This window comes from Enterobacter sp. BIDMC92 (genome assembly GCF_001030225.1).
In the GTDB taxonomy this organism is placed as follows: domain Bacteria; phylum Pseudomonadota; class Gammaproteobacteria; order Enterobacterales; family Enterobacteriaceae; genus Enterobacter; species Enterobacter sichuanensis.
Genome location: NZ_KQ087598.1, coordinates 2,909,624 through 2,928,006, shown reverse-complemented (window position 1 = coordinate 2,928,006; position 18,383 = coordinate 2,909,624). Strand labels below are relative to the sequence as shown.

Genomic DNA, 18,383 nt, shown 5'->3' with positions numbered 1-18,383 from the left:
AAAAGGGATTAATAGTGCGCGGACCTTTATTTCCGTTTGGTTTAGCGTTTGTTTGGTTTTGCGAGAGCCCTGGCGATCTTCGGTCATTTCTGCTGCGGCTATACTGTTAACAGGAGGGCCTTATGTACCAGCGAATAGAGGGGCGGATGTGGCGTCACGTCTGGGTTGTTAGCGATATTCACGGTTGTTATCAGCGGCTTTTAGACGAGCTCAAATGCCGTCATTTTAACCCGTATGAGGATTTACTGATTTCTGTTGGCGATCTGATCGATCGTGGTCCAGACAGTGTTAAATCATTACAGCTTATCAATGAAAAATGGTTTCGTGCCGTGCGTGGCAACCACGAGCAAATGGCTCTCGACAGTCTGGATAATAACGATTTTTCTCTCTGGACGATGAATGGCGGAATGTGGTTTGCGCAACTTGAACGCGACCAGCAACAGCTCGCGCTGTCGTTACTCGATGCCTGCCGCGATTTACCGCACATTATTGAGATAACCTGTGCTAACGGCCTGAATGTTATTGCCCATGCCGATTATCCGGCAGCGGAATACCGCTGGCAAAAACCGGTCAGCGTCCAGCGCGTTTTATGGGACCGCGATCGGCTGATGGGCTTTATGGTGGGCAAAGGGCAGGGTATCAGCGGCGCGGATCATTTCTGGTTCGGCCATACGCCCGTCGACAGACGGTATGATTTTAATAATCTTCACTACATTGATACGGGGGCCGTTTTTGACGGTTACTTTACGCTGGCGCAACTGCAGTAATAAATAACCCGCCTTCGGGCGGGTTCTCTTTAGGTCAGGCAAGGCGCATGACCCAGGCATCGGTTTTGCTATCGTAATGCTCACGGTAAAGGACAGAATGTTCGCCATCAAGTATTGCCGGGACGCTGGTGTCGGCATCCCACGCATCAAGCTGCATGCACAAATCCGGGTCGGATTTGCAGGGAATACTTAACGTTCGATCGCCTTGTGCTTCGCCGCGCAGTTCTGCGTCGTCGATCTCGAAAGCGCCAATACGCACGCTGGTTTTCGTCATAGTGCTCTCCGGGTCGGTTGTCAAAATCTGGTATGACCAGTACGGTCACCCATTTTTTATCGTAGACAAGGAGAGCAAAATCGCCAGTAAAAAAGTGCGCTTTTTTTAGTCGGTGCGATCGTTACCGGTAAACAGACGACCATCGCGGACCAGTTCGCGCGGATAACTGTTTTTTAGTCTGGAGCCAACCTTTTTTGCCAGTCCCAGCGGGTACCCCTGATACGTCACGATTGCTTCATCGCCTGCCGGGGTGCTCGCCGGGTAGACATCGCGACCGCGGTACCACTCTTCGGCTTCCTGATGCGTGAGGGCAAAAGTATTCTCGCACCCGGCAAGTGCGATGACGGCCTCGTGCTGCCAGCGATAGCCTTTGTTATGCACTTCCGCCAGGCGGATCCCGATGCGCGAAAAACGCACTTTACCAATCAGCGGTTCGATATTCGCCGGGAAAAGCCAAACTTCTTTATCACGCTGCCAGAGGTGCAGACTTTCATCCCAGACCAGCCCAACCTGGCTGGCGGCCGCGATAAGCTGCGCGGCATCGCGACCTTTAAGAGGCGCAAACGGGAAAGTACCAACCTTGAATTTAGGTGCAGGGAGGGGAGCCACCGCCTGCGTTTTACGCAGACGCGCCACAAAGAACCCTTCACAGTCGTAAATCTGCGGGAAGACGTGAAGAAAACCTTCGGGGGTGACCGCTTCACCGGCTGAGGCAAACAGATCGTTCAGCGGCAAAAAGTCGACCGCATCCGGGTATTGCGCTTTCAGCCACAGACAGACGTCTTCGTTTTCATCGCGGTTGAGGGTGCAGGTGGAGTAAACCAGCGTGCCACCCGGGCGCAGGGCGTGAAAGGCGCTGTCGATCAGCTCGCGCTGTGTGGCGGCGATCTCAAGGTTGCTTTCCACCGACCAGTTCTTTAACGCATCGGGATCTTTACGCACCACCCCTTCGCCGGAGCAGGGGGCGTCCAGCAGAATGGCATCGAAAGCTTCCGGTAAGGCGGCGCCAAAGACGCGTCCGTCGAAGTGGGTGAGGGCAACATTATGAATACCGCAGCGGCTGATGTTGGCATGCAATACTTTCACCCGGCTGGCGGAAAACTCGTTGGCGAGGATCGCCCCCTGATTGCCCATACGGGCTGCAATTTGCGTGGTTTTCGAGCCAGGAGCCGCGGCAACATCCATTACGCGTTCAGGCGCATTGCCATCCGCGAACAGGGCGGCAACCGGCAGCATCGAACTGGCTTCCTGAATATAGAACAGACCGCTCAGATGTTCAGCGGTACTGCCCAGCGGCACGTCATCTTCATCATCGCGTTCGATCCAGAACCCCTCAGCACACCACGGGACTGGCGTAAGCTGCCAGCGGTAGGGCGCGACCAGCGTCAGAAAATCATCGACGCTGATTTTCAGCGTGTTGACGCGGATACTGCGGCGCAGCGGACGCTGGCAGGCGGCAATAAAGTCGTCTAAGGAGAGATGAGAGGGAAGCGCCTCGCGCATCTGCGCCAGGAATTGTTCAGGAAGAAATACGGAGTTTTGAGCCACGGGCACACCACAGGGAAAAGTTCAGGTGCGCAGTGTAACATAAAGGCTCCGGCGCGTTGACACCGGAGCCTTTCAGATTAACGCGGCAGGGCCGTTCCCCACTCACGCCACTCTTTTGGTTCACTTTCAAGCAGCAGGAAGTGTTTACCCGGCTGCGCTTTCGGCGCCAGCGGCGTTCCCGGCGGCGTGGCAAAGGCAATACCACCGCGGATGAACTGATTGAAGGTGCCGGTTTTCACCACCCCTCCTGTCAGGCCGAAGTCCAGTGAATAGCCGGATGCCAGCCAGAATACCGAGTTATTGCGGACAAGGTGCTGGTAACGTTCGCTGATGCGTAACGCCACCATCACGCGGTCGGAGAGTGTACCGAGCGTCAGACCCGTAACCGTCCCCACTTCAATGCCGCGGAACAGGACCGGCGTACCGATGCTCAGCGATCCGGCTTCCGGCACTTCCACCACAATGCTCAGACCCCCCAGGTAGCGCGAGTCAGTGATTGTGGCTTCCTGCAGTTCAAAATCACGACGCGCATTGCCCTGGCCGGGCTCAACGTTGATATACGGCTGCAGGATGGTGTCGAGATGTTCCACGCCCGCGGCCGAAATCTGCGGCGTGACCACCGAGAAGCGCGAACCCGTGCGCGCAAAGGTCTGCACATATTCCGGATACAGTACGGCGGTGGCCTGCACCTCGTTGCGCGAGGTGATCAGCGTCAGCTTCTGGATCTGCCCGATATCAATGCCCAGATAGCGGATTGGCATGCCTTCCGCCAGCTTACCGGCATCAAATGCGTGCAGGGTAATTTGCCCCCCCACGGCACGCGCGGCGGTTTCCGACGGGAAGAGAATACGCTTATCGCCTTTACGCAGATTGGCACCCGCACCGCTGAGATTATCGAAACTAATCGCGCCGCGCAGCGCGCGTGAGAGCGGGGAAGCCTGCACGGTCAGCCCGTTACCGTTGAGCTGAACTTTCGCGCCACCTTCGGCCCAGAAGACGCTGTTTGGCGTCAGCAGCTTGCGGTACTCGGGCTTGATATGCAGCTCGATATCAAACGCGTCCGCACGTGGGCGAACGGTGATCACTTCCCCGACTTCAAACTTGCGGTAGAGCACAACGGAACCTGCCTGTACGTCTGGCAGCGTCTCGGCGCTTAATGTCAGCGTGGTGGTAGGCAGATCGCTCAGGCTGTTCTCAATCGCTTTTTCGAGATTCGCATATAGCGGGTAGCTGTCGCGCACGGGGCCTTTATCGCCCGGCAAAATGCGGATGCCGCCGTTAACCCATTCGCTGGCGCTGGCACCGAGGAACTCCACACCGTCCAGACCTACCTTGACGTCGACGCGGCTGTTCACCACGAATTTACTGTCGCCGTGCACCAGGTCGCTGTATTGCGGATCGATGGCGACCGAGAAGCTCACGCCACTCGCTGAGAGCGTACGCTCCAGCACCTGACCCACCTGCACGCCATGCAAAATCAACGGCTGACCGGCTTCTATACCGTAACTTTCCGGGGCATTGAGCGTGAGCGTTATCACCCCCGGTTTTTGCAGCAGGGCTTTATCCGCCGGGGCAACGACGAAGCTGTTGCTGGGTTGACCTTCACCGGGGATCAGCTCAAACGTATTGCCGGTGAGCAGGGTGCTGATGTTGGCGTCGTTCAGGGAGAGCTTCGGACTGCGCATTTCGATACGTGTCTTCTCGCGCAGGAGATCGACCACGCTCGGATCGACCGTCATCTCGCCGGTGACCGAGCCGCCCGGGTTGAGGGTCATTTTGGTGAGCTGACCCACCTGCAGCCCCTGATACATCAACGGTGTTGAGCCGGCTTTTAGCCCTTTCGCATCGGGCAGGGCCAGTTTAACAATCACCCCGCGCTGGCTGTGCGCCAGGTCAGCGTACAACCCGAACGTGTCGTCGGCGGTAGCCGGGCTTGAGTTTTCCGGGGAATCAAAGGCAATGGCGCCATTCACCAGTGCCGCCAGACTTTCCAGCTTCACCTTCGCACCGCTCAGGCTGAGGTCAGCATCCACGCCGGAGACGTTCCAGAAGCGGCTGCCTTTTTTTACCAGGTTGGTGAAGCGACGTTCGATCAGCACATCAATGGTGACGCCCTGTTTATTCGGGTTAATCGCGTAGTCGTACACGCGGCCAACCGGGATTTTACGGAAATAGACCAGGGAGCCACTGTTCAGCGAACCGAGATCCGGCGCCTGCAGATGGATCATCAAATCGCCGTTATTGAGACGGTATTTGGGCTGGGTATCCAGCGCAACAAAGTGATCCTGGGGCTCACCTTTTCCCGGCATCATGCCGATATAGTTACCGCCCACCAGCGCATCCAGCCCGGAGACACCGGCCAGCGAGGCTTTCGGCGTCACCAGCCAGAACTGCGTTTCGCTGCGCAGGGCATCCTGCATGTCAGATTTGATACTGACCCGCACCTGGATCTTGTTCAGCCCTTTTCCAAGGGAGATGTCCTGAACCGTACCGACTTCAACCCCCTGGAAGCGAACAGGGGTTCGCCCGGCAACGATGCCGTCAGCGGTCTGGAAATCGATGGTCACAGTGCTTCCGCGATCTTCATAGCTCGTCCAGATAAGCCAGCCTGCAATCATCAGCGCGATGACAGGCAGCAACCAGAATGGCGAAATGCGGCGTTTAGTTTTAATTCTCGCTTCAGTCGGCGAAGCGGGGGTTTCCTGACTCATGTGCATCCCAAAGTAAGCGGCTATCCAGCCATTCCACAGCAAGAATAGTCAATATCACCGCAGAGCCGAAATAAAAAGCCGCGGGTCCCATTGTAAAAGCAAGTAGCTGGTCGCGATTGATGAGCGACATCATCAGCGAAATCACAAACAGATCCAACATTGACCAGCGGCCAATCCAGGTCACGAATCGCAGAAGCAGAATACGGGTGCGCAAACCTTGCTCACATTTAAAATGAATACTGATGAGCAGGGTAAACATCACGATCACTTTCGTAAACGGCACCAGAATACTGGCGATAAAGACAATTGCCGCCACGCCGACGTTGCTGTGTGCAAGTGAGATGATCCCCGAGAGGATGGTATCTTCCTGACGTCCGCCATTCACATAGATGATGGAGATGGGCAGCATATTGGCCGGGATCAGGAAGATCAGAGAGGCAATCAGCGCGGCCCAACATTTCTGCAGACTGTTGTTGCGCCGCAGCCGCAACGGGATGTGGCACCGTGGGCAGCGGCCGCGCGCGTCGGGAAATCCGGTATAGTGGCAGCCCAGACAAACCCGAAGACTCTCATCGGGGCGGGTCGCGGGGCGCTGAGGGTAAAAGCGCTCCCAGAGCTGCTCCACATTCAGGTGGATCAGCGTCAGGATACTGAGCAAGACCAGACAAATGAAGGCAAACAGCCCGACGCCCGGCTGCAGAAACGCATAGTCCTGTACCTTTATTGACGCCACGCCCACGCCCACCAGGTAGATATCCAGCATCACCCACTCTTTCAGCTTTTCCAGCATCAGCAGCACCGGACGCAGGTTCATGCCCAGAATGTTGCCAAACCAGAGATAAGCAATGGCGGCGACCAGCACCAGCGGTGCGCCAACGGTGCAGAACAGCACCATGGCCGCGGTCAGTGGATCGCCCTGACGCGTCATCTGCCAGATCCCCTGCAGCACGTTGGCGTCGATACGCACGCCGAGCAGGTAAAGTTTGAGCAGCGGCTCGCTCCAGGCAAACGGCATCAGCAACAGCATGGTGACCGCCATGGCGGCGAGGCGGGTTAACGACCAGTCGCGGCCGTCACGGATTTTGGCGTCGCAGCGGGGACAAAAGGCACTTTGGTGCGATTTCATCTTCGGCAACATAAAAAGCGTATCGCACTGAGGGCAACGCTGATAATGTGCACGGGGCAAAGCCTGGCTTACCGTATGGACAGTTATCTTTTTTTTCGGCGTAATTTTGGTTGTTTTTAAGGCCATCAGCTGCGCACAAATAAGTATTGTTGAAAGTTATAATAACTCATGAACGGATTCATCTTGAGCATGAGCGCATTTAATGCTTATTTTAATAGGCTATGCGGTAATTTTGTAAGACAACTAAGTGATTGAATAATGAACAAAACAGAATTCTACGCGGATCTGAACCGCGATTTTAAGGCATTGATGGCGGGTGAGACCAGCTTCTTAGCCACTCTGGCAAATACTAGCGCATTGCTGTTTGAACGTCTCTCCGACGTGAACTGGGCTGGCTTTTACCTCCTGGAAGGGGAAACGCTGGTGCTTGGTCCGTTCCAGGGCAAACTGGCCTGCGTGCGCATTCCAGTTGGTCGTGGTGTCTGCGGTACCGCGGTGGCTGAGAATCAGGTACAGCGTGTGGAAGATGTGCATGCGTTTGACGGTCACATTGCCTGTGATGCCGCCAGTAATTCTGAAATCGTTCTGCCGCTGGTGGTAAAAAATCAGATTATTGGCGTTCTGGACATCGACAGTACGGTCTTCAGTCGCTTTACAACCGAGGACGAACAGGGGCTGCGCGAGCTGGTGGCGAATCTGGAAAACGTACTCGCAGCAACCGATTATCAAAAATTCTTTGCGAGCGTCGCAGGATAATCAACGGATAACGTAGCATTTACGGATAGCGTCATTATAATGACGCCTGTTCATGCCTGCGCTTGTTGGCAACGTCCGTTGTAATCAGGAAATTTCATGGAAAATCAACCTAAGTTGAATAGCAGTAAAGAAGTTATCGCATTTCTGGCCGAGCGTTTCCCACAGTGCTTCAGCGCTGAAGGCGAAGCTCGTCCCCTGAAAGTCGGTATTTTTCAGGATCTGGTAGCGCGCGTTGAGGGGGAAATGAACCTCAGCAAAACTCAGCTGCGTTCCGCCTTACGTCTTTATACTTCGAGCTGGCGTTACCTGTACGGTATCAAACCGGGCGCGACCCGTGTGGATCTCGACGGCAATCCTTGTGGTGAGCTGGACGAGCAGCACGTAGAGCACGCGCGTAAACAGCTGGAAGAAGCCAAAGCACGCGTTCAGGCACAACGTGCTGAACAGCAAGCGAAAAAACGTGAAGCCGCAGCGGCTAATGGTCAGGAAGACGCGCCTCGTCGCGAGCGTAAACCTCGTCCTGCGCCACGTCGCAACGACAACAACGATCGCAAACCGCGTGCTGACAAACCAGCAGCTAAAGCCCCGCGCGCCCCTCGTGAAGAGCCGCGCCACACTCCAGTTTCTGACATTAACGCTCTGAGCGTAGGTCAGGCTCTGAAGGTAAAAGCGGGTAACAATGCTATGGACGCCACCGTACTGGAAATCACCAAAGATGGCGTTCGTGTACAGCTGACTTCTGGTATGTCAATGATTGTACGCGCAGAACACTTGTTGTTCTGAAACGGAGGCCAAGCCTGGCATGAACACTTTTTTTAAGCTCACCGCGCTGGCGGGCCTGTTTGCCATAACAGGTCATGCTTTTGCAGTGGACGATATCACCCGTGTTGATCAAATTCCGGTACTCAAGGAAGAGACGCAGCACGCGACGGTGAGCGAGCGCGTGACCTCACGTTTTACCCGTTCGCACTATCGTCAGTTCGATCTCGATCAGGCCTTCTCGGCCAAAATCTTTGACCGCTATCTGAACTTGCTGGATTACAGCCATAACGTTTTGCTCGCCAGTGATGTCGAGCAGTTCGCTAAGCGCAAATCCGAGGTGGGTGATGAGTTGCGTTCAGGCAAGCTGGATCTGTTCTACGATCTTTACAACCTGTCGCAAAAGCGCCGCTTCGAACGCTATCAGTATGCGCTAAAAGTGCTGGAACGTCCGATGGACTTCACCGGCAACGACACCTTTAATCTGGACCGCAGTAAAGCGCCCTGGCCGAAAGATGAAGCCGAGCTGAATGCGCTGTGGGACAGTAAAGTGAAATACGACGAACTGAGCCTTAAGCTCACGGGCAAAGATGAAAAAGAGATCCGTGACACGCTGACGCGCCGTTACAAATTTGCCATTCGTCGTCTGGCGCAGACCAACAGTGAGGACGTCTTCTCGCTGGCCATGACGGCCTTTGCGCACGAAATCGATCCGCACACCAACTATCTCTCTCCACGCAACACCGAACAGTTCAATACTGAAATGAGCCTGTCTCTGGAAGGTATCGGCGCGGTGCTGCAGATGGATGATGATTACACGGTGATCAATTCGATGGTCGCAGGTGGTCCGGCATCCAAGAGTAAAGCGATCAGCGTCGGCGATCGTATTGTCGGTGTGGGTCAAACCGGCCAGAACATGGTTGATGTGATCGGCTGGCGTCTTGATGACGTGGTTGCGCTGATCAAAGGCCCGAAAGGCAGCAAGGTTCGTCTGGAAATTCTGCCAGCCGGAAAAGGCACCAAAACCCGTATCGTTACCCTGACCCGCGAGCGTATCCGTCTGGAAGACCGCGCGGTGAAAATGTCGGTGAAAACCGTGGGTAAAGAGAAGGTGGGAGTCCTGGATATTCCGGGCTTCTATGTGGGGCTGACCGACGATGTGAAAGTGCAGCTGCAGAAGCTTGAAAAGCAGAACGTCAGCAGCGTAATTATCGACCTGCGCAGTAACGGCGGCGGTGCGCTGACGGAAGCGGTTTCACTCTCTGGACTGTTCATTCCTTCTGGTCCGGTGGTTCAGGTCCGCGATAATAACGGTAAAGTCCGTGAAGATGCCGACAACGACGGCGTGGTTTACTACAAAGGCCCGCTGGTGGTCCTGGTTGACCGCTTCAGTGCGTCCGCGTCTGAGATCTTTGCCGCTGCCATGCAGGATTATGGCCGTGCGCTGATTGTGGGCGAACCGACATTCGGTAAAGGGACCGTTCAGCAGTACCGTTCCCTGAACCGTATTTACGATCAGATGCTGCGTCCGGAATGGCCAGCGCTGGGGTCGGTTCAGTACACCATTCAGAAATTCTACCGTGTGAATGGCGGCAGTACGCAGCGTAAAGGCGTGACGCCAGACATCATCATGCCGACAGGCACGGAAGAGACGGAAACCGGCGAGAAGTTTGAAGATAACGCCTTGCCGTGGGACAGCATCAATGCCGCGACCTATGTCAAAGCCGGTGATATGACCCAGTTTGGTCCGGAATTGCTGAAAGACCATAACGAACGCATCGCGAAAGATCCTGAGTTCCAGTACATCATGAAGGACATTGCTCGCTTCAATGCCATGAAAGATAAACGGAATATTGTTTCTCTGAACTACGCTCAGCGTGAGAAAGAGAACAACGAGGATGACGCAACCCGTCTGGCGCGTATCAACGACCGCTTCAAACGCGAAGGCAAGCCGTTGCTCAAGAAACTGGACGATCTGCCTAAAGATTACCAGGAGCCGGATCCGTATCTGGACGAGACGGTGCATATCGCACTTGACCTGGCGAATCTGGAAAAAGAAAAGCCTGCCGAGCAGCCCGCTCCGGCAAAATAATCTCCCAACAGGCACAAGACATTGTGCCTGTTTCTTTTTGTTCTGCATCCTTCCGTCAGCCAGCTTTCCAATTGTGTAAAGTTGTGTCTTTCTGGTGACTTACGCCCGCCGGATGCTTGAAAATAGCCGCAATACCCATACGATGTGGGTAATCGCATAGTGCGTTTTGTTAAACTGAGGTAAAAAGAAAATTATGATGCGAATCGCGCTCTTCCTGCTCACCAACCTGGCGGTGATGGTGGTTTTCGGGCTCGTGCTAAGCCTGACAGGAATTCAGTCGAGCAGCGTTCAGGGTCTGTTGATTATGGCGCTGCTGTTTGGTTTTGGTGGCTCTTTCATTTCCCTGCTGATGTCGAAGTGGATGGCACTAAAATCGGTAGGCGGTGAGGTCATTGAGCAACCGCGTAACGATATGGAACAGTGGCTGATGAATACGGTGGCGCAGCAATCCCGTCAGGCCGGGATCGCCATGCCACAGGTCGCCATTTACCATGCTCCGGATATTAACGCTTTCGCCACGGGTGCCCGTCGTGATGCGTCACTGGTTGCCGTGAGCACCGGTCTGCTGCAGAACATGAGCCGTGACGAAGCCGAAGCGGTTATTGCCCACGAGATCAGCCATATTGCCAACGGCGACATGGTGACCATGACCCTGATTCAGGGCGTGGTGAACACCTTCGTTATCTTTATCTCCCGTATTCTGGCGCAGATTGCGGCAGGTTTTATGGGTGGGAACCGCGACGAAGGCGAAGAGAGCAACGGTAACCCGCTGATCTACTTTGCCGTCTCAATGGTGCTGGAACTGGTATTCGGTATTCTGGCCAGCATCATCACCATGTGGTTCTCACGTCACCGTGAATTCCACGCGGATGCTGGCTCTGCGAAGCTGGTTGGTCGTGAGAAGATGATTGCTGCCCTGCAGCGTCTGAAAACCAGCTACGAGCCTCAGGAAGCGAACAGCATGATGGCCTTCTGCATCAACGGTAAATCAAAATCGCTGAGCGAGCTGTTTATGTCTCACCCGCCGCTGGATAAGCGTATTGAAGCGCTGCGCAGTGGGGAATACCTGAAGTAAGTAAAGCAGCGTACAGAGCCGGGCAGGAGACCACTCCGCCCGGCTTTTTTTATGCCTGAACCCTGGGCTGGGTCACCCGCAGGCCGCTGACGATAGCCGCAAGGGTGGCAAGTACACCGGCGGTGAGAAGTGCAACATGGTTGCCGTTCTGGCCAGCGAGGTTAAACATCAGGGCGACCAGCGCTGCACCGGTGCTTTGTCCCAACAGACGCGCGGTCCCCAGCATACCGCTGGCCCCACCGCTGCGATGACGCGGCGCCGAAGTAATAATGGTGTGGTTATTAGGAGACTGGAACAGGCCAAACCCCGCTCCGCACAGCACCATGCGCCAGATGATATCCAGGTCTGAAGGCGACGACGGCAGCAGTGCCAGCGCGAATAGCCCCGTCGCCATCACCGCCAGCCCCAGCGCACCCAACAAACCGGCGTGAACGCGTTCGATCAGATAGCCCGCCAGCGGGGCCATCACCATTGTTGCCAGTGGCCACGGGGTTAACAGCAGCCCGGTCTCTACTTCTGAACGTCCGACCACACTCTGCAGGAAGAACGGCAGCGAAACCAGGGCCAGCATCTGCGCGCAGAACGAACAGACGGAGGTGCAAATGGAGAGTGAAAAGAGGGGGATCCGCAGCAGATCAACCGGCAGTAAAGGCACCGGCAGAGCAAGCTGGCGGCGAACAAAGAAGAAGCCTGTCACCAGCAGCGCGAGGAGTTCCACCCCGGTAAGCATCAACGATTGCCCCTGCGCAAAACCGCTCAGGGCGGTGATCAGCAGACCAAAGGTGAGGGCATTCATCACCGCGCTCGCCACGTCGAAGCGCGGCATGGTGCTTTTCGGGCCGTTCGCGGGAAGAAAACGCAGGGCAAAGAAGATGGCCACCATTCCCAAAGGCACGTTTATGGCAAACAGCCATTGCCAGGACGCAACGGACAGGATCGCCGCCGCGATGGTTGGCCCGGCAGCGGAAGATACGGCGACAATAAACGAGTTTATCCCCATCCCGCGGCCCAGATGGCGCTGCGGATAAATTAAGCGGATCAGCGCCGTGTTGACGCTCATGAGCGCCGCGCCGCCAAAACCTTGCGCAATGCGCGCCAGCGTCAGGGTATGCAGTGAATCCGACAGGGCGCATAACAATGAGGTGAGAGTGAAAACCACCAGACCGCACTGATACACCCGACGGTAACCGAACATATCGCCGAGGAATGAGAACGAAAGCAGCGAAACCACAATCGCAATCTGGTAGGCGTTAACAATCCATATCGAACTGGCCGGGGAGGCATGCAGGTCGCTGGCGATGGTTGGCAGGGCAACGTTTGCAATGGCGCCGTCAAGGACGGCCATTGAGATACCAATAATGATGGTTGCTATCGCGCCATAGCGCTGGGGTAAAGGCAGACCATCGGAAAGATTCTTTTCCATCAGGAGTAAAAAACTCAGCGTGAAATTATTCTCAGGGTAACTATTTTAGCACTGTTACTGGCGCGATATGTCGCAGATTTGTAACGAAGTAAACGGGGACTGATTGCAGGTGACATGACGGGAACTTATAATAAAAACCGGTTCTGATTTTTATAAAACACTCTCTATGAGGTGGTAAATGGCTATTGCGGATTTGGATAAACAGCCAGATTCTGTTTCTTCCGTGCTGAAGGTGTTTGGCATCTTACAGGCGCTCGGGGAAGAGCGTGAGATTGGTATTACAGAGTTGTCGCAGCGTGTGATGATGTCGAAAAGCACCGTTTATCGCTTTTTGCAAACCATGAAGTCACTGGGGTACGTTGCCCAGGAAGGCGAGTCTGAAAAATACTCTCTGACGCTGAAACTGTTCGAGCTGGGCGCCCGTGCATTGCAAAATGTTGACCTGATCCGCAGCGCTGATATTCAGATGCGTGAAATCTCGCGTCTGACCAAAGAGACCATCCATCTCGGCGCGCTGGATGAAGACAGCATTGTTTACATCCATAAAATCGACTCAATGTATAACCTGCGTATGTATTCACGCATTGGACGTCGCAACCCGCTTTACAGTACCGCTATCGGTAAAGTTCTGCTGGCGTGGCGCGATCGCGATGAGGTGAAGCAGATCCTCGAGGGCGTGGAGTACAAACGCAGCACTGAACGAACCATAACCAATACGGATGCACTGTTAACGGTGCTCGATCAGGTGCGTGAGCAGGGGTATGGCGAGGATAACGAAGAACAGGAAGAAGGGCTGCGTTGCATCGGCGTGCCGGTGTTTGACCGCTTTGGTGTGGTGATTGCGGGCCTGAGTATCTCTTTCCCGACCCTCCGCTTCTCCGAAGAGCGTTTGCACGAGTACGTGGCGATTCTGCACACGGCCGCGCGTAAAATTTCTGAACAGATGGGTTATCACGACTACCCGTTTTAATTGTTGTTAGCATAAAAAAACGCCGCATCTGTTGCGGCGTTTTTGTGTCTGAGGCAAAGGAGAGGGATTAGCCATTATCAATGACAACGGACGTTTTACGCAGCACAGGGCAGTTGGTTAAACCAATAATCCCGCTGTCAGTATGCAGATATTGCGCCGTGCTCAGTCCTTGCGCGGTTAAGTATTTACATTGAATGCCGAGTCCGGCTGCATTTTCGTTGCTTCCCGCGAGCACGCCATAACCCGTTAACAGAAGACCCGTCCAGACGACGGCCAGTGCAATAATTGTTCGAATGATTAATCGCATCATTACCTCTTTTATCGTTGTTATCATACATTCAGCCTAAACGGTTTACGCTCTGAAACAAGTGCAGAATTCTTAAAAAGGGGTGATGGCGGTACAGTTAGTCCTTGTTTAAGATAAGCGTGTTAACCTGGTGGCATCAGGTCTTTAAACGGAGTGTGGAGTGAAAAAAATACGCTGGGTGATTCTGATTATCGTGCTGATAGCGTGCGTGGTGTTATGGACGCAGACTATCAATGTGATGTGCGATCAGGATGTACAGTTTTTTAGCGGCGTTTGCGCAATCAATAAGTTTATTCCGTGGTAATACGCATTTTTTCTCAAGGTGATTTCCTTCCTTCGCGCCAGTGGTAAAATAGACGTTTTTATTGAGGTGGTGAAATGGGTGAGTTACTGAATTCAGGGCTGCTGAATATGGCATCCCTGATGATGTCTTTGGTGGTGCTGCTTGTGGGCCTGGTTGTTTGGTTTTTCGTGAACCGCGCCAGTTCGCGTACGAACGAGCAGATCGAACTGCTGGAAGCGCTGCTCGATCAGCAAAAGCGTCAGAATGCGTTGCTTCGCCGTTTGTGTGAAGCGAACGAACCGGAAGAGAAAGACGCGCCGAAAGACGCGGTTGCTGAAGACAAGAAAGACGAAGACGACTTTATCCGCCTGGTGGCTGAGCGTTAATCTTTTTGCGTTGGGAGGTGGCCGTGGTCTGGAAAAATCCCTGGTATGACCCCTCCCTGAACCATCACACCCCAAACGGTTTTCGTAATACCCATCCTGCTGGACATCAACCCGGCGACCTGGACCGCTGGCGTAAAGCGCGTAAAGAGGCCGGTTTACCGAAACCGCCCGCACTGGGCTATGACAATTTTATTCGCCAGTGGTGGCAACCCGCTGTGCTGACGCAACCGCATGAAGATGGCGTATGGTGGCTGGGGCATGCGAGCGTGTTGCTGCAGATGGACGGCAATATCCTCCTGACCGACCCGGTATTTTCACGGCGTGCTTCTCCGCTTCCTTTTCTCGGACCACAGCGCAGGACGCCTCCCGCACTGTCTGTCGACAAACTTCAGCAACTTGATGCGGTCATCATCTCCCATAATCACTACGATCATCTTGATGACGCGACCATTCGCCGTATTCTCAGGCGTTTTCCCAATGTGCAGCTCTTTGTTCCTCTTGGCCTGGCTGCCTGGTTTCGCCGTCGGGGAGCAAAACAGGTGGTTGAACTCGACTGGTGGCAAAGTTTCACCTGGCAGGGAATGACGCTTACCGCTGTACCGGCGCAGCACTGGAGTATGCGCACGCCGTGGAACCGCAATCGCTCGTTATGGTGCGGCTGGGTCATGGAAGGACGGCACCACCGTTTCTGGTTCAGCGGTGACACCGGGTATTCTCCTGAACTGCTGTTGATACCGGAACGTCTGGGGCCGGTTGATGTGGCCGCATTACCGATTGGTGCCTATGCCCCAAGATGGTTCATGGCTGTCCATCATATGGATCCGCAATCGGCAGTGGCGTTATGGCAGCAGCTGGGGTCTCCACTGGCGTTTCCCATTCATTGGGGCGTGTTTGAACTGGCGGATGAAGCGCTGGATGAACCCGTGCAGGAGTTAATTACTGTGCTGGATAATTTAGCACCAGTTAACCATTCCTTCAGAATATTGAAAATTGGTGAATATTTATCCTTATAAACGAAGCGACAGGTTTGAGCATATATTCTGTATAAACGGGTGCGTGAGATTGTTTTATTTTTATCGAAACGTTTTGCTTGCCTTCTTTTGATGCAGCGTCATAAAAATTTCATTATTTTGGTGCATAACACTGTTTATAACCTGGTGCATTTTAATACAGCAGCGGGCAGATTATTAACACGGTTTTTTCCCTGAAACAATTTTGTCGCGTTACAATGATTTAAGCATAACTTTTCACAATTTGTTCTAACTCAATCATTGCGTAAGATTTCTTTTCCCGTTCGCTGGACGCTTTGGAATGATTGAGCTATGTTAAAAATGTCTTAGATAACAGCGACTGTGAGAGCGGCGCTGGGGCTTTGTAACGTAGCAGGGCTGTCTGTTCGCGATGCGCATAATTGTGCAGAACCTGGCAGGCACTGTTCGAATTTGTGCGGCGGATCGAGACATGTTTAAAAATGGCTTGCCATATTAAACATTGTGTGTGATAACACGTTTTGGGTCAAACGAGGTACAGTTCTGTTTATGTGTGGCATTTTCAGTAAAGAAGTCCTGAGTAAACACGTTGTCGTTGAATACCGCTTCTCTGCCGAACCTTATATTAGTGCCTCATGCAGTAATGTCTCAGTTTTATCTCAGTTAATGCCTGCGGGCTAAGAAAACACTCTAAGGAATTTTGCAAATGGCAAAGATTAAAGGTCAAGTTAAGTGGTTCAACGAGTCTAAAGGTTTTGGTTTCATTACTCCTGCTGACGGCAGCAAAGACGTGTTCGTACACTTCTCTGCAATCCAGGGTAACGGCTTCAAAACTCTGGCTGAAGGCCAGAACGTTGAGTTCGAAATTCAGGATGGCCAGAAAGGCCCTGCTGCAGTTAACGTAACTGCTATCTGATCGAACCGCTGCTGACTGAAACGCGCCGCGTTTCAATCTCAGATATAAAGCCTCGCATCACGCGGGGCTTTTTTATGTCCCTTATCTTTCAAAATATTACGATCTGCGGCCTTGTTAGTAACTTGTTGCAAAGCTGCGAGGTTCGTAGCACTGTTTTGCCACCTTCTTACCGGCTTTTCCCGTTAAATCAGGGCGTTGTTTTACAGCCCTGGGGTACAGGTGAAAAAGAAATTGATAACGGCCGCCGGAAATTTCACCCCGGCGCGTTTTGCTCTGCTCTGTCTGGCGATTTTTTGTAGTCTGGCGTTTCTGTTGGGCCGCGTTGCCTGGCTGCAAATCGTCAAGCCTGACAATCTGGTGAAGCAGGAAGATATGCGCTCCCTCCGTCAGCTGGCGATTGATGCGCCGCGCGGCATGATAATGGATCGTGAAGGTCGCCCGCTGGCGGTGAGTGTGCCCGTCAGGGCCGTCTGGGCCGATCCCAAAACGGTGCTGGCAAAAGGAGGCGTCGGCGTTGATGAACGCTGGCAGGCGTTAGCGAACGCGCTACATCTCTCGCTGGATACCCTCTCGGCTCGCATCAACGCCAATCCCCAGGGGCGTTTCATTTACCTTGCCCGCCAGGTGGATCCCGCGCAGGCAAAGTGGATCGACAAACTGAATTTGCCCGGCATCAATTTACGCGATGAGTCCCGCCGTTTTTATCCGGCTGGCCATGTGGCTGCGAACCTGATTGGTTTCACCAATATCGACGGGCAGGGCATTGAAGGCGTAGAGAAGAGCTTCAATACGCAACTGACGGGCAAGGCGGGGGTGCGGCAGGTGAGGGAGGACCGTTATGGTCGCGTGGTTGAAAACCTGACCGAAGTTGCCCCCGTACCGGCGCATAACATCCAGTTGAGTATTGACGAGCGGCTGCAAACTATCACCGAAGATGCACTCGATAACGCCGTGGCCTGGAATAAGGCCGAGTCGGGCGCCTCCGTGTTAATTAATATCCCCACCGGGGAAATACTCGCCATGGCCAGCTATCCGGATTTCAATCCCAATAATCGGGAAGGGGCGACAATAAACGATTTCCGTAATCGCGCAATCAGCGATACGTTCGAACCTGGTTCGACCGTCAAACCGCTGGTGCTGATGACCGCCCTGCAGCAGGGGCTGGTCAAGCCGGACAGTGTGATTGACACGCACCCGTACACCCTTGACGGGCATCGTATCCGCGACGTCGGTTATTATCCCGAACTGACCATGACAGGCATTCTGCAAAAATCGAGCGACACAGGCGTGTCCCGCCTCTCCCTGGCAATGCCGGTCCAGCATCTTCTCGACACCTACCGAAACTTTGGTTTTGGCACCCCAACCGAGCTTGGCCTGACGGGGGAGAGCGCGGGACTGTTGCCGCAGCGTAAATACTGGAGCCAGCTCGACCGCGCGACCTTTGCTTTCGGCTACGGGCTGATGGTCACGCCGCTGCAGCTGGCGCACGTCTACGCCACCATTGGTGGCTTCGGGCTTGAGCGTCCTCTTTCCATTACCCGTATTGATCCCCCCGTTATGGGCCACCGCGTTATGCCAGAAGAGATTGCGCATGAGGTAGAGCACATGATGGAGAGCGTCGCGCTACCCGGCGGCGGCGGGGTGAAGGCCGCCGTGCGCGATTACAGGGTAGCGGTGAAAACCGGTACGGCAAAGAAAATTGATGATAGCGGAAAATATGTCGATAAATACGTCGCCTACACCGCGGGCGTTGCTCCTGCCAGCGATCCGCGCTTTGCCCTGGTGGTGGTGATTAACGACCCGCAAAACGGGGCATACTATGGGGGGGCCGTCTCTGCTCCCGTGTTCAGCGAGATTATGGGTAACGTGCTACGTCTGGAAAATGTGAAACCTGACGGCTTACCGGCGGGCTCCGATCACCTGATCGTTATGCGCTAACCGGGCGTTTATAACCAGGGCGAATAGCGGTACACTTCGCCCTTTGATTATGCTCCGGAGTCA

At 54.1% G+C, this 18,383-nt stretch carries 17 protein-coding genes and 1 pseudogene; 12 read left to right on the top strand and 6 right to left on the bottom strand.

From position 1 onward, the window contains the following. Positions 1-122 precede the first annotated feature (122 nt). A complete protein-coding gene (pphA, locus tag SP99_RS13740; protein WP_047958948.1) occupies positions 123-767 on the top strand; it encodes a protein-serine/threonine phosphatase in 645 nt (214 codons plus the stop codon). 34 nt (positions 768-801) lie between these two features. On the opposite strand, the gene SP99_RS13735 is transcribed toward pphA, so the two are convergent. The 4 genes from SP99_RS13735 to yebS form a co-directional block, all read right to left on the bottom strand. Further along, complete coding sequence (locus tag SP99_RS13735) at positions 802-1,041, bottom strand: YebV family protein (RefSeq protein WP_008500472.1); 240 nt, start codon at positions 1,039-1,041, stop codon at positions 802-804. 105 nt (positions 1,042-1,146) lie between these two features. Next, positions 1,147-2,589 (bottom strand): 16S rRNA (cytosine(1407)-C(5))-methyltransferase RsmF, encoded by a 1,443-nt coding sequence (gene rsmF / locus SP99_RS13730; protein WP_047958947.1) that lies wholly within the window; start codon positions 2,587-2,589, stop codon positions 1,147-1,149. Positions 2,590-2,666: 77 nt separating this feature from the next. Next, complete coding sequence (locus SP99_RS13725) at positions 2,667-5,300, bottom strand: PqiB family protein (RefSeq protein ID WP_047958946.1); 2,634 nt, start codon at positions 5,298-5,300, stop codon at positions 2,667-2,669. Beyond that, on the bottom strand, positions 5,269-6,552 hold the full coding sequence (gene yebS / locus SP99_RS13720) for a membrane integrity lipid transport subunit YebS (RefSeq protein WP_047958945.1): 1,284 nt from the start codon (positions 6,550-6,552) through the stop codon (positions 5,269-5,271). The genes SP99_RS13725 and yebS overlap by 32 nt, the downstream gene beginning before the upstream one ends. A 132-nt stretch (positions 6,553-6,684) precedes the next feature. Between yebS and SP99_RS13715 the strand changes: the two genes are divergently transcribed. The 4 genes from SP99_RS13715 to htpX all read left to right on the top strand — a co-directional run bounded on the left by SP99_RS13715 (position 6,685) and on the right by htpX (position 11,108). Then, on the top strand, positions 6,685-7,182 hold the full coding sequence (locus tag SP99_RS13715) for a GAF domain-containing protein (protein ID WP_008500476.1): 498 nt from the start codon (positions 6,685-6,687) through the stop codon (positions 7,180-7,182). A gap of 96 nt (positions 7,183-7,278) precedes the next feature. After that, a complete protein-coding gene (gene proQ / locus SP99_RS13710; protein WP_025756901.1) occupies positions 7,279-7,965 on the top strand; it encodes an RNA chaperone ProQ in 687 nt (228 codons plus the stop codon). Between the two features lie 19 nt (positions 7,966-7,984). After that, entirely contained in the window at positions 7,985-10,033 is a 2,049-nt protein-coding gene (gene prc, locus SP99_RS13705; RefSeq protein WP_047958944.1) for a carboxy terminal-processing peptidase, read from the top strand. A 193-nt stretch (positions 10,034-10,226) separates the two neighbouring features. Next, positions 10,227-11,108: a protease HtpX gene (htpX, locus tag SP99_RS13700; RefSeq protein ID WP_014884290.1), complete on the top strand. Its 882-nt coding sequence runs from the start codon at positions 10,227-10,229 to the stop codon at positions 11,106-11,108. 49 nt (positions 11,109-11,157) lie between these two features. Here the strand turns inward: htpX and SP99_RS13695 are convergent, their stop codons facing one another. Beyond that, a complete protein-coding gene (locus tag SP99_RS13695; protein WP_047958943.1) occupies positions 11,158-12,531 on the bottom strand; it encodes an MFS transporter in 1,374 nt (457 codons plus the stop codon). 178 nt (positions 12,532-12,709) lie between these two features. Here SP99_RS13695 and kdgR point away from each other — a divergent pair, with 178 nt between their 5' ends. Further along, a complete protein-coding gene (gene kdgR / locus SP99_RS13690) occupies positions 12,710-13,501 on the top strand; it encodes a DNA-binding transcriptional regulator KdgR (RefSeq protein ID WP_025756898.1) in 792 nt (263 codons plus the stop codon). Positions 13,502-13,568: 67 nt separating this feature from the next. Here the strand turns inward: kdgR and SP99_RS13685 are convergent, their stop codons facing one another. After that, positions 13,569-13,808 (bottom strand): YobH family protein, encoded by a 240-nt coding sequence (locus SP99_RS13685; protein ID WP_025756897.1) that lies wholly within the window; start codon positions 13,806-13,808, stop codon positions 13,569-13,571. A gap of 160 nt (positions 13,809-13,968) precedes the next feature. Between SP99_RS13685 and mgrB the strand changes: the two genes are divergently transcribed. The 6 genes and pseudogenes from mgrB (at position 13,969) to ftsI (ending at position 18,320) form a co-directional block, all read left to right on the top strand. After that, positions 13,969-14,112: a PhoP/PhoQ regulatory lipoprotein MgrB gene (gene mgrB, locus SP99_RS13680; protein WP_006175995.1), complete on the top strand. Its 144-nt coding sequence runs from the start codon at positions 13,969-13,971 to the stop codon at positions 14,110-14,112. A 74-nt stretch (positions 14,113-14,186) separates the two neighbouring features. Further along, positions 14,187-14,477, top strand: a complete 291-nt coding sequence (locus SP99_RS13675; RefSeq protein WP_047958942.1) for a YebO family protein — start codon at positions 14,187-14,189, stop codon at positions 14,475-14,477. Between the two features lie 23 nt (positions 14,478-14,500). After that, positions 14,501-15,490 (top strand): MBL fold hydrolase, encoded by a 990-nt coding sequence (locus tag SP99_RS13670; RefSeq protein ID WP_047959828.1) that lies wholly within the window; start codon positions 14,501-14,503, stop codon positions 15,488-15,490. A gap of 525 nt (positions 15,491-16,015) precedes the next feature. Beyond that, positions 16,016-16,160: pseudogene (locus SP99_RS23195) on the top strand (DUF2627 domain-containing protein). Between the two features lie 12 nt (positions 16,161-16,172). Further along, positions 16,173-16,382, top strand: a complete 210-nt coding sequence (cspE, locus tag SP99_RS13665) for a transcription antiterminator/RNA stability regulator CspE (RefSeq protein WP_001062678.1) — start codon at positions 16,173-16,175, stop codon at positions 16,380-16,382. Between the two features lie 219 nt (positions 16,383-16,601). After that, the gene (gene ftsI / locus SP99_RS13660; protein WP_047958941.1) at positions 16,602-18,320 is read left to right on the top strand and encodes a peptidoglycan glycosyltransferase FtsI; all 1,719 of its coding nucleotides are present in this window, start codon (positions 16,602-16,604) and stop codon (positions 18,318-18,320) included. Positions 18,321-18,383: the final 63 nt, after the last annotated feature.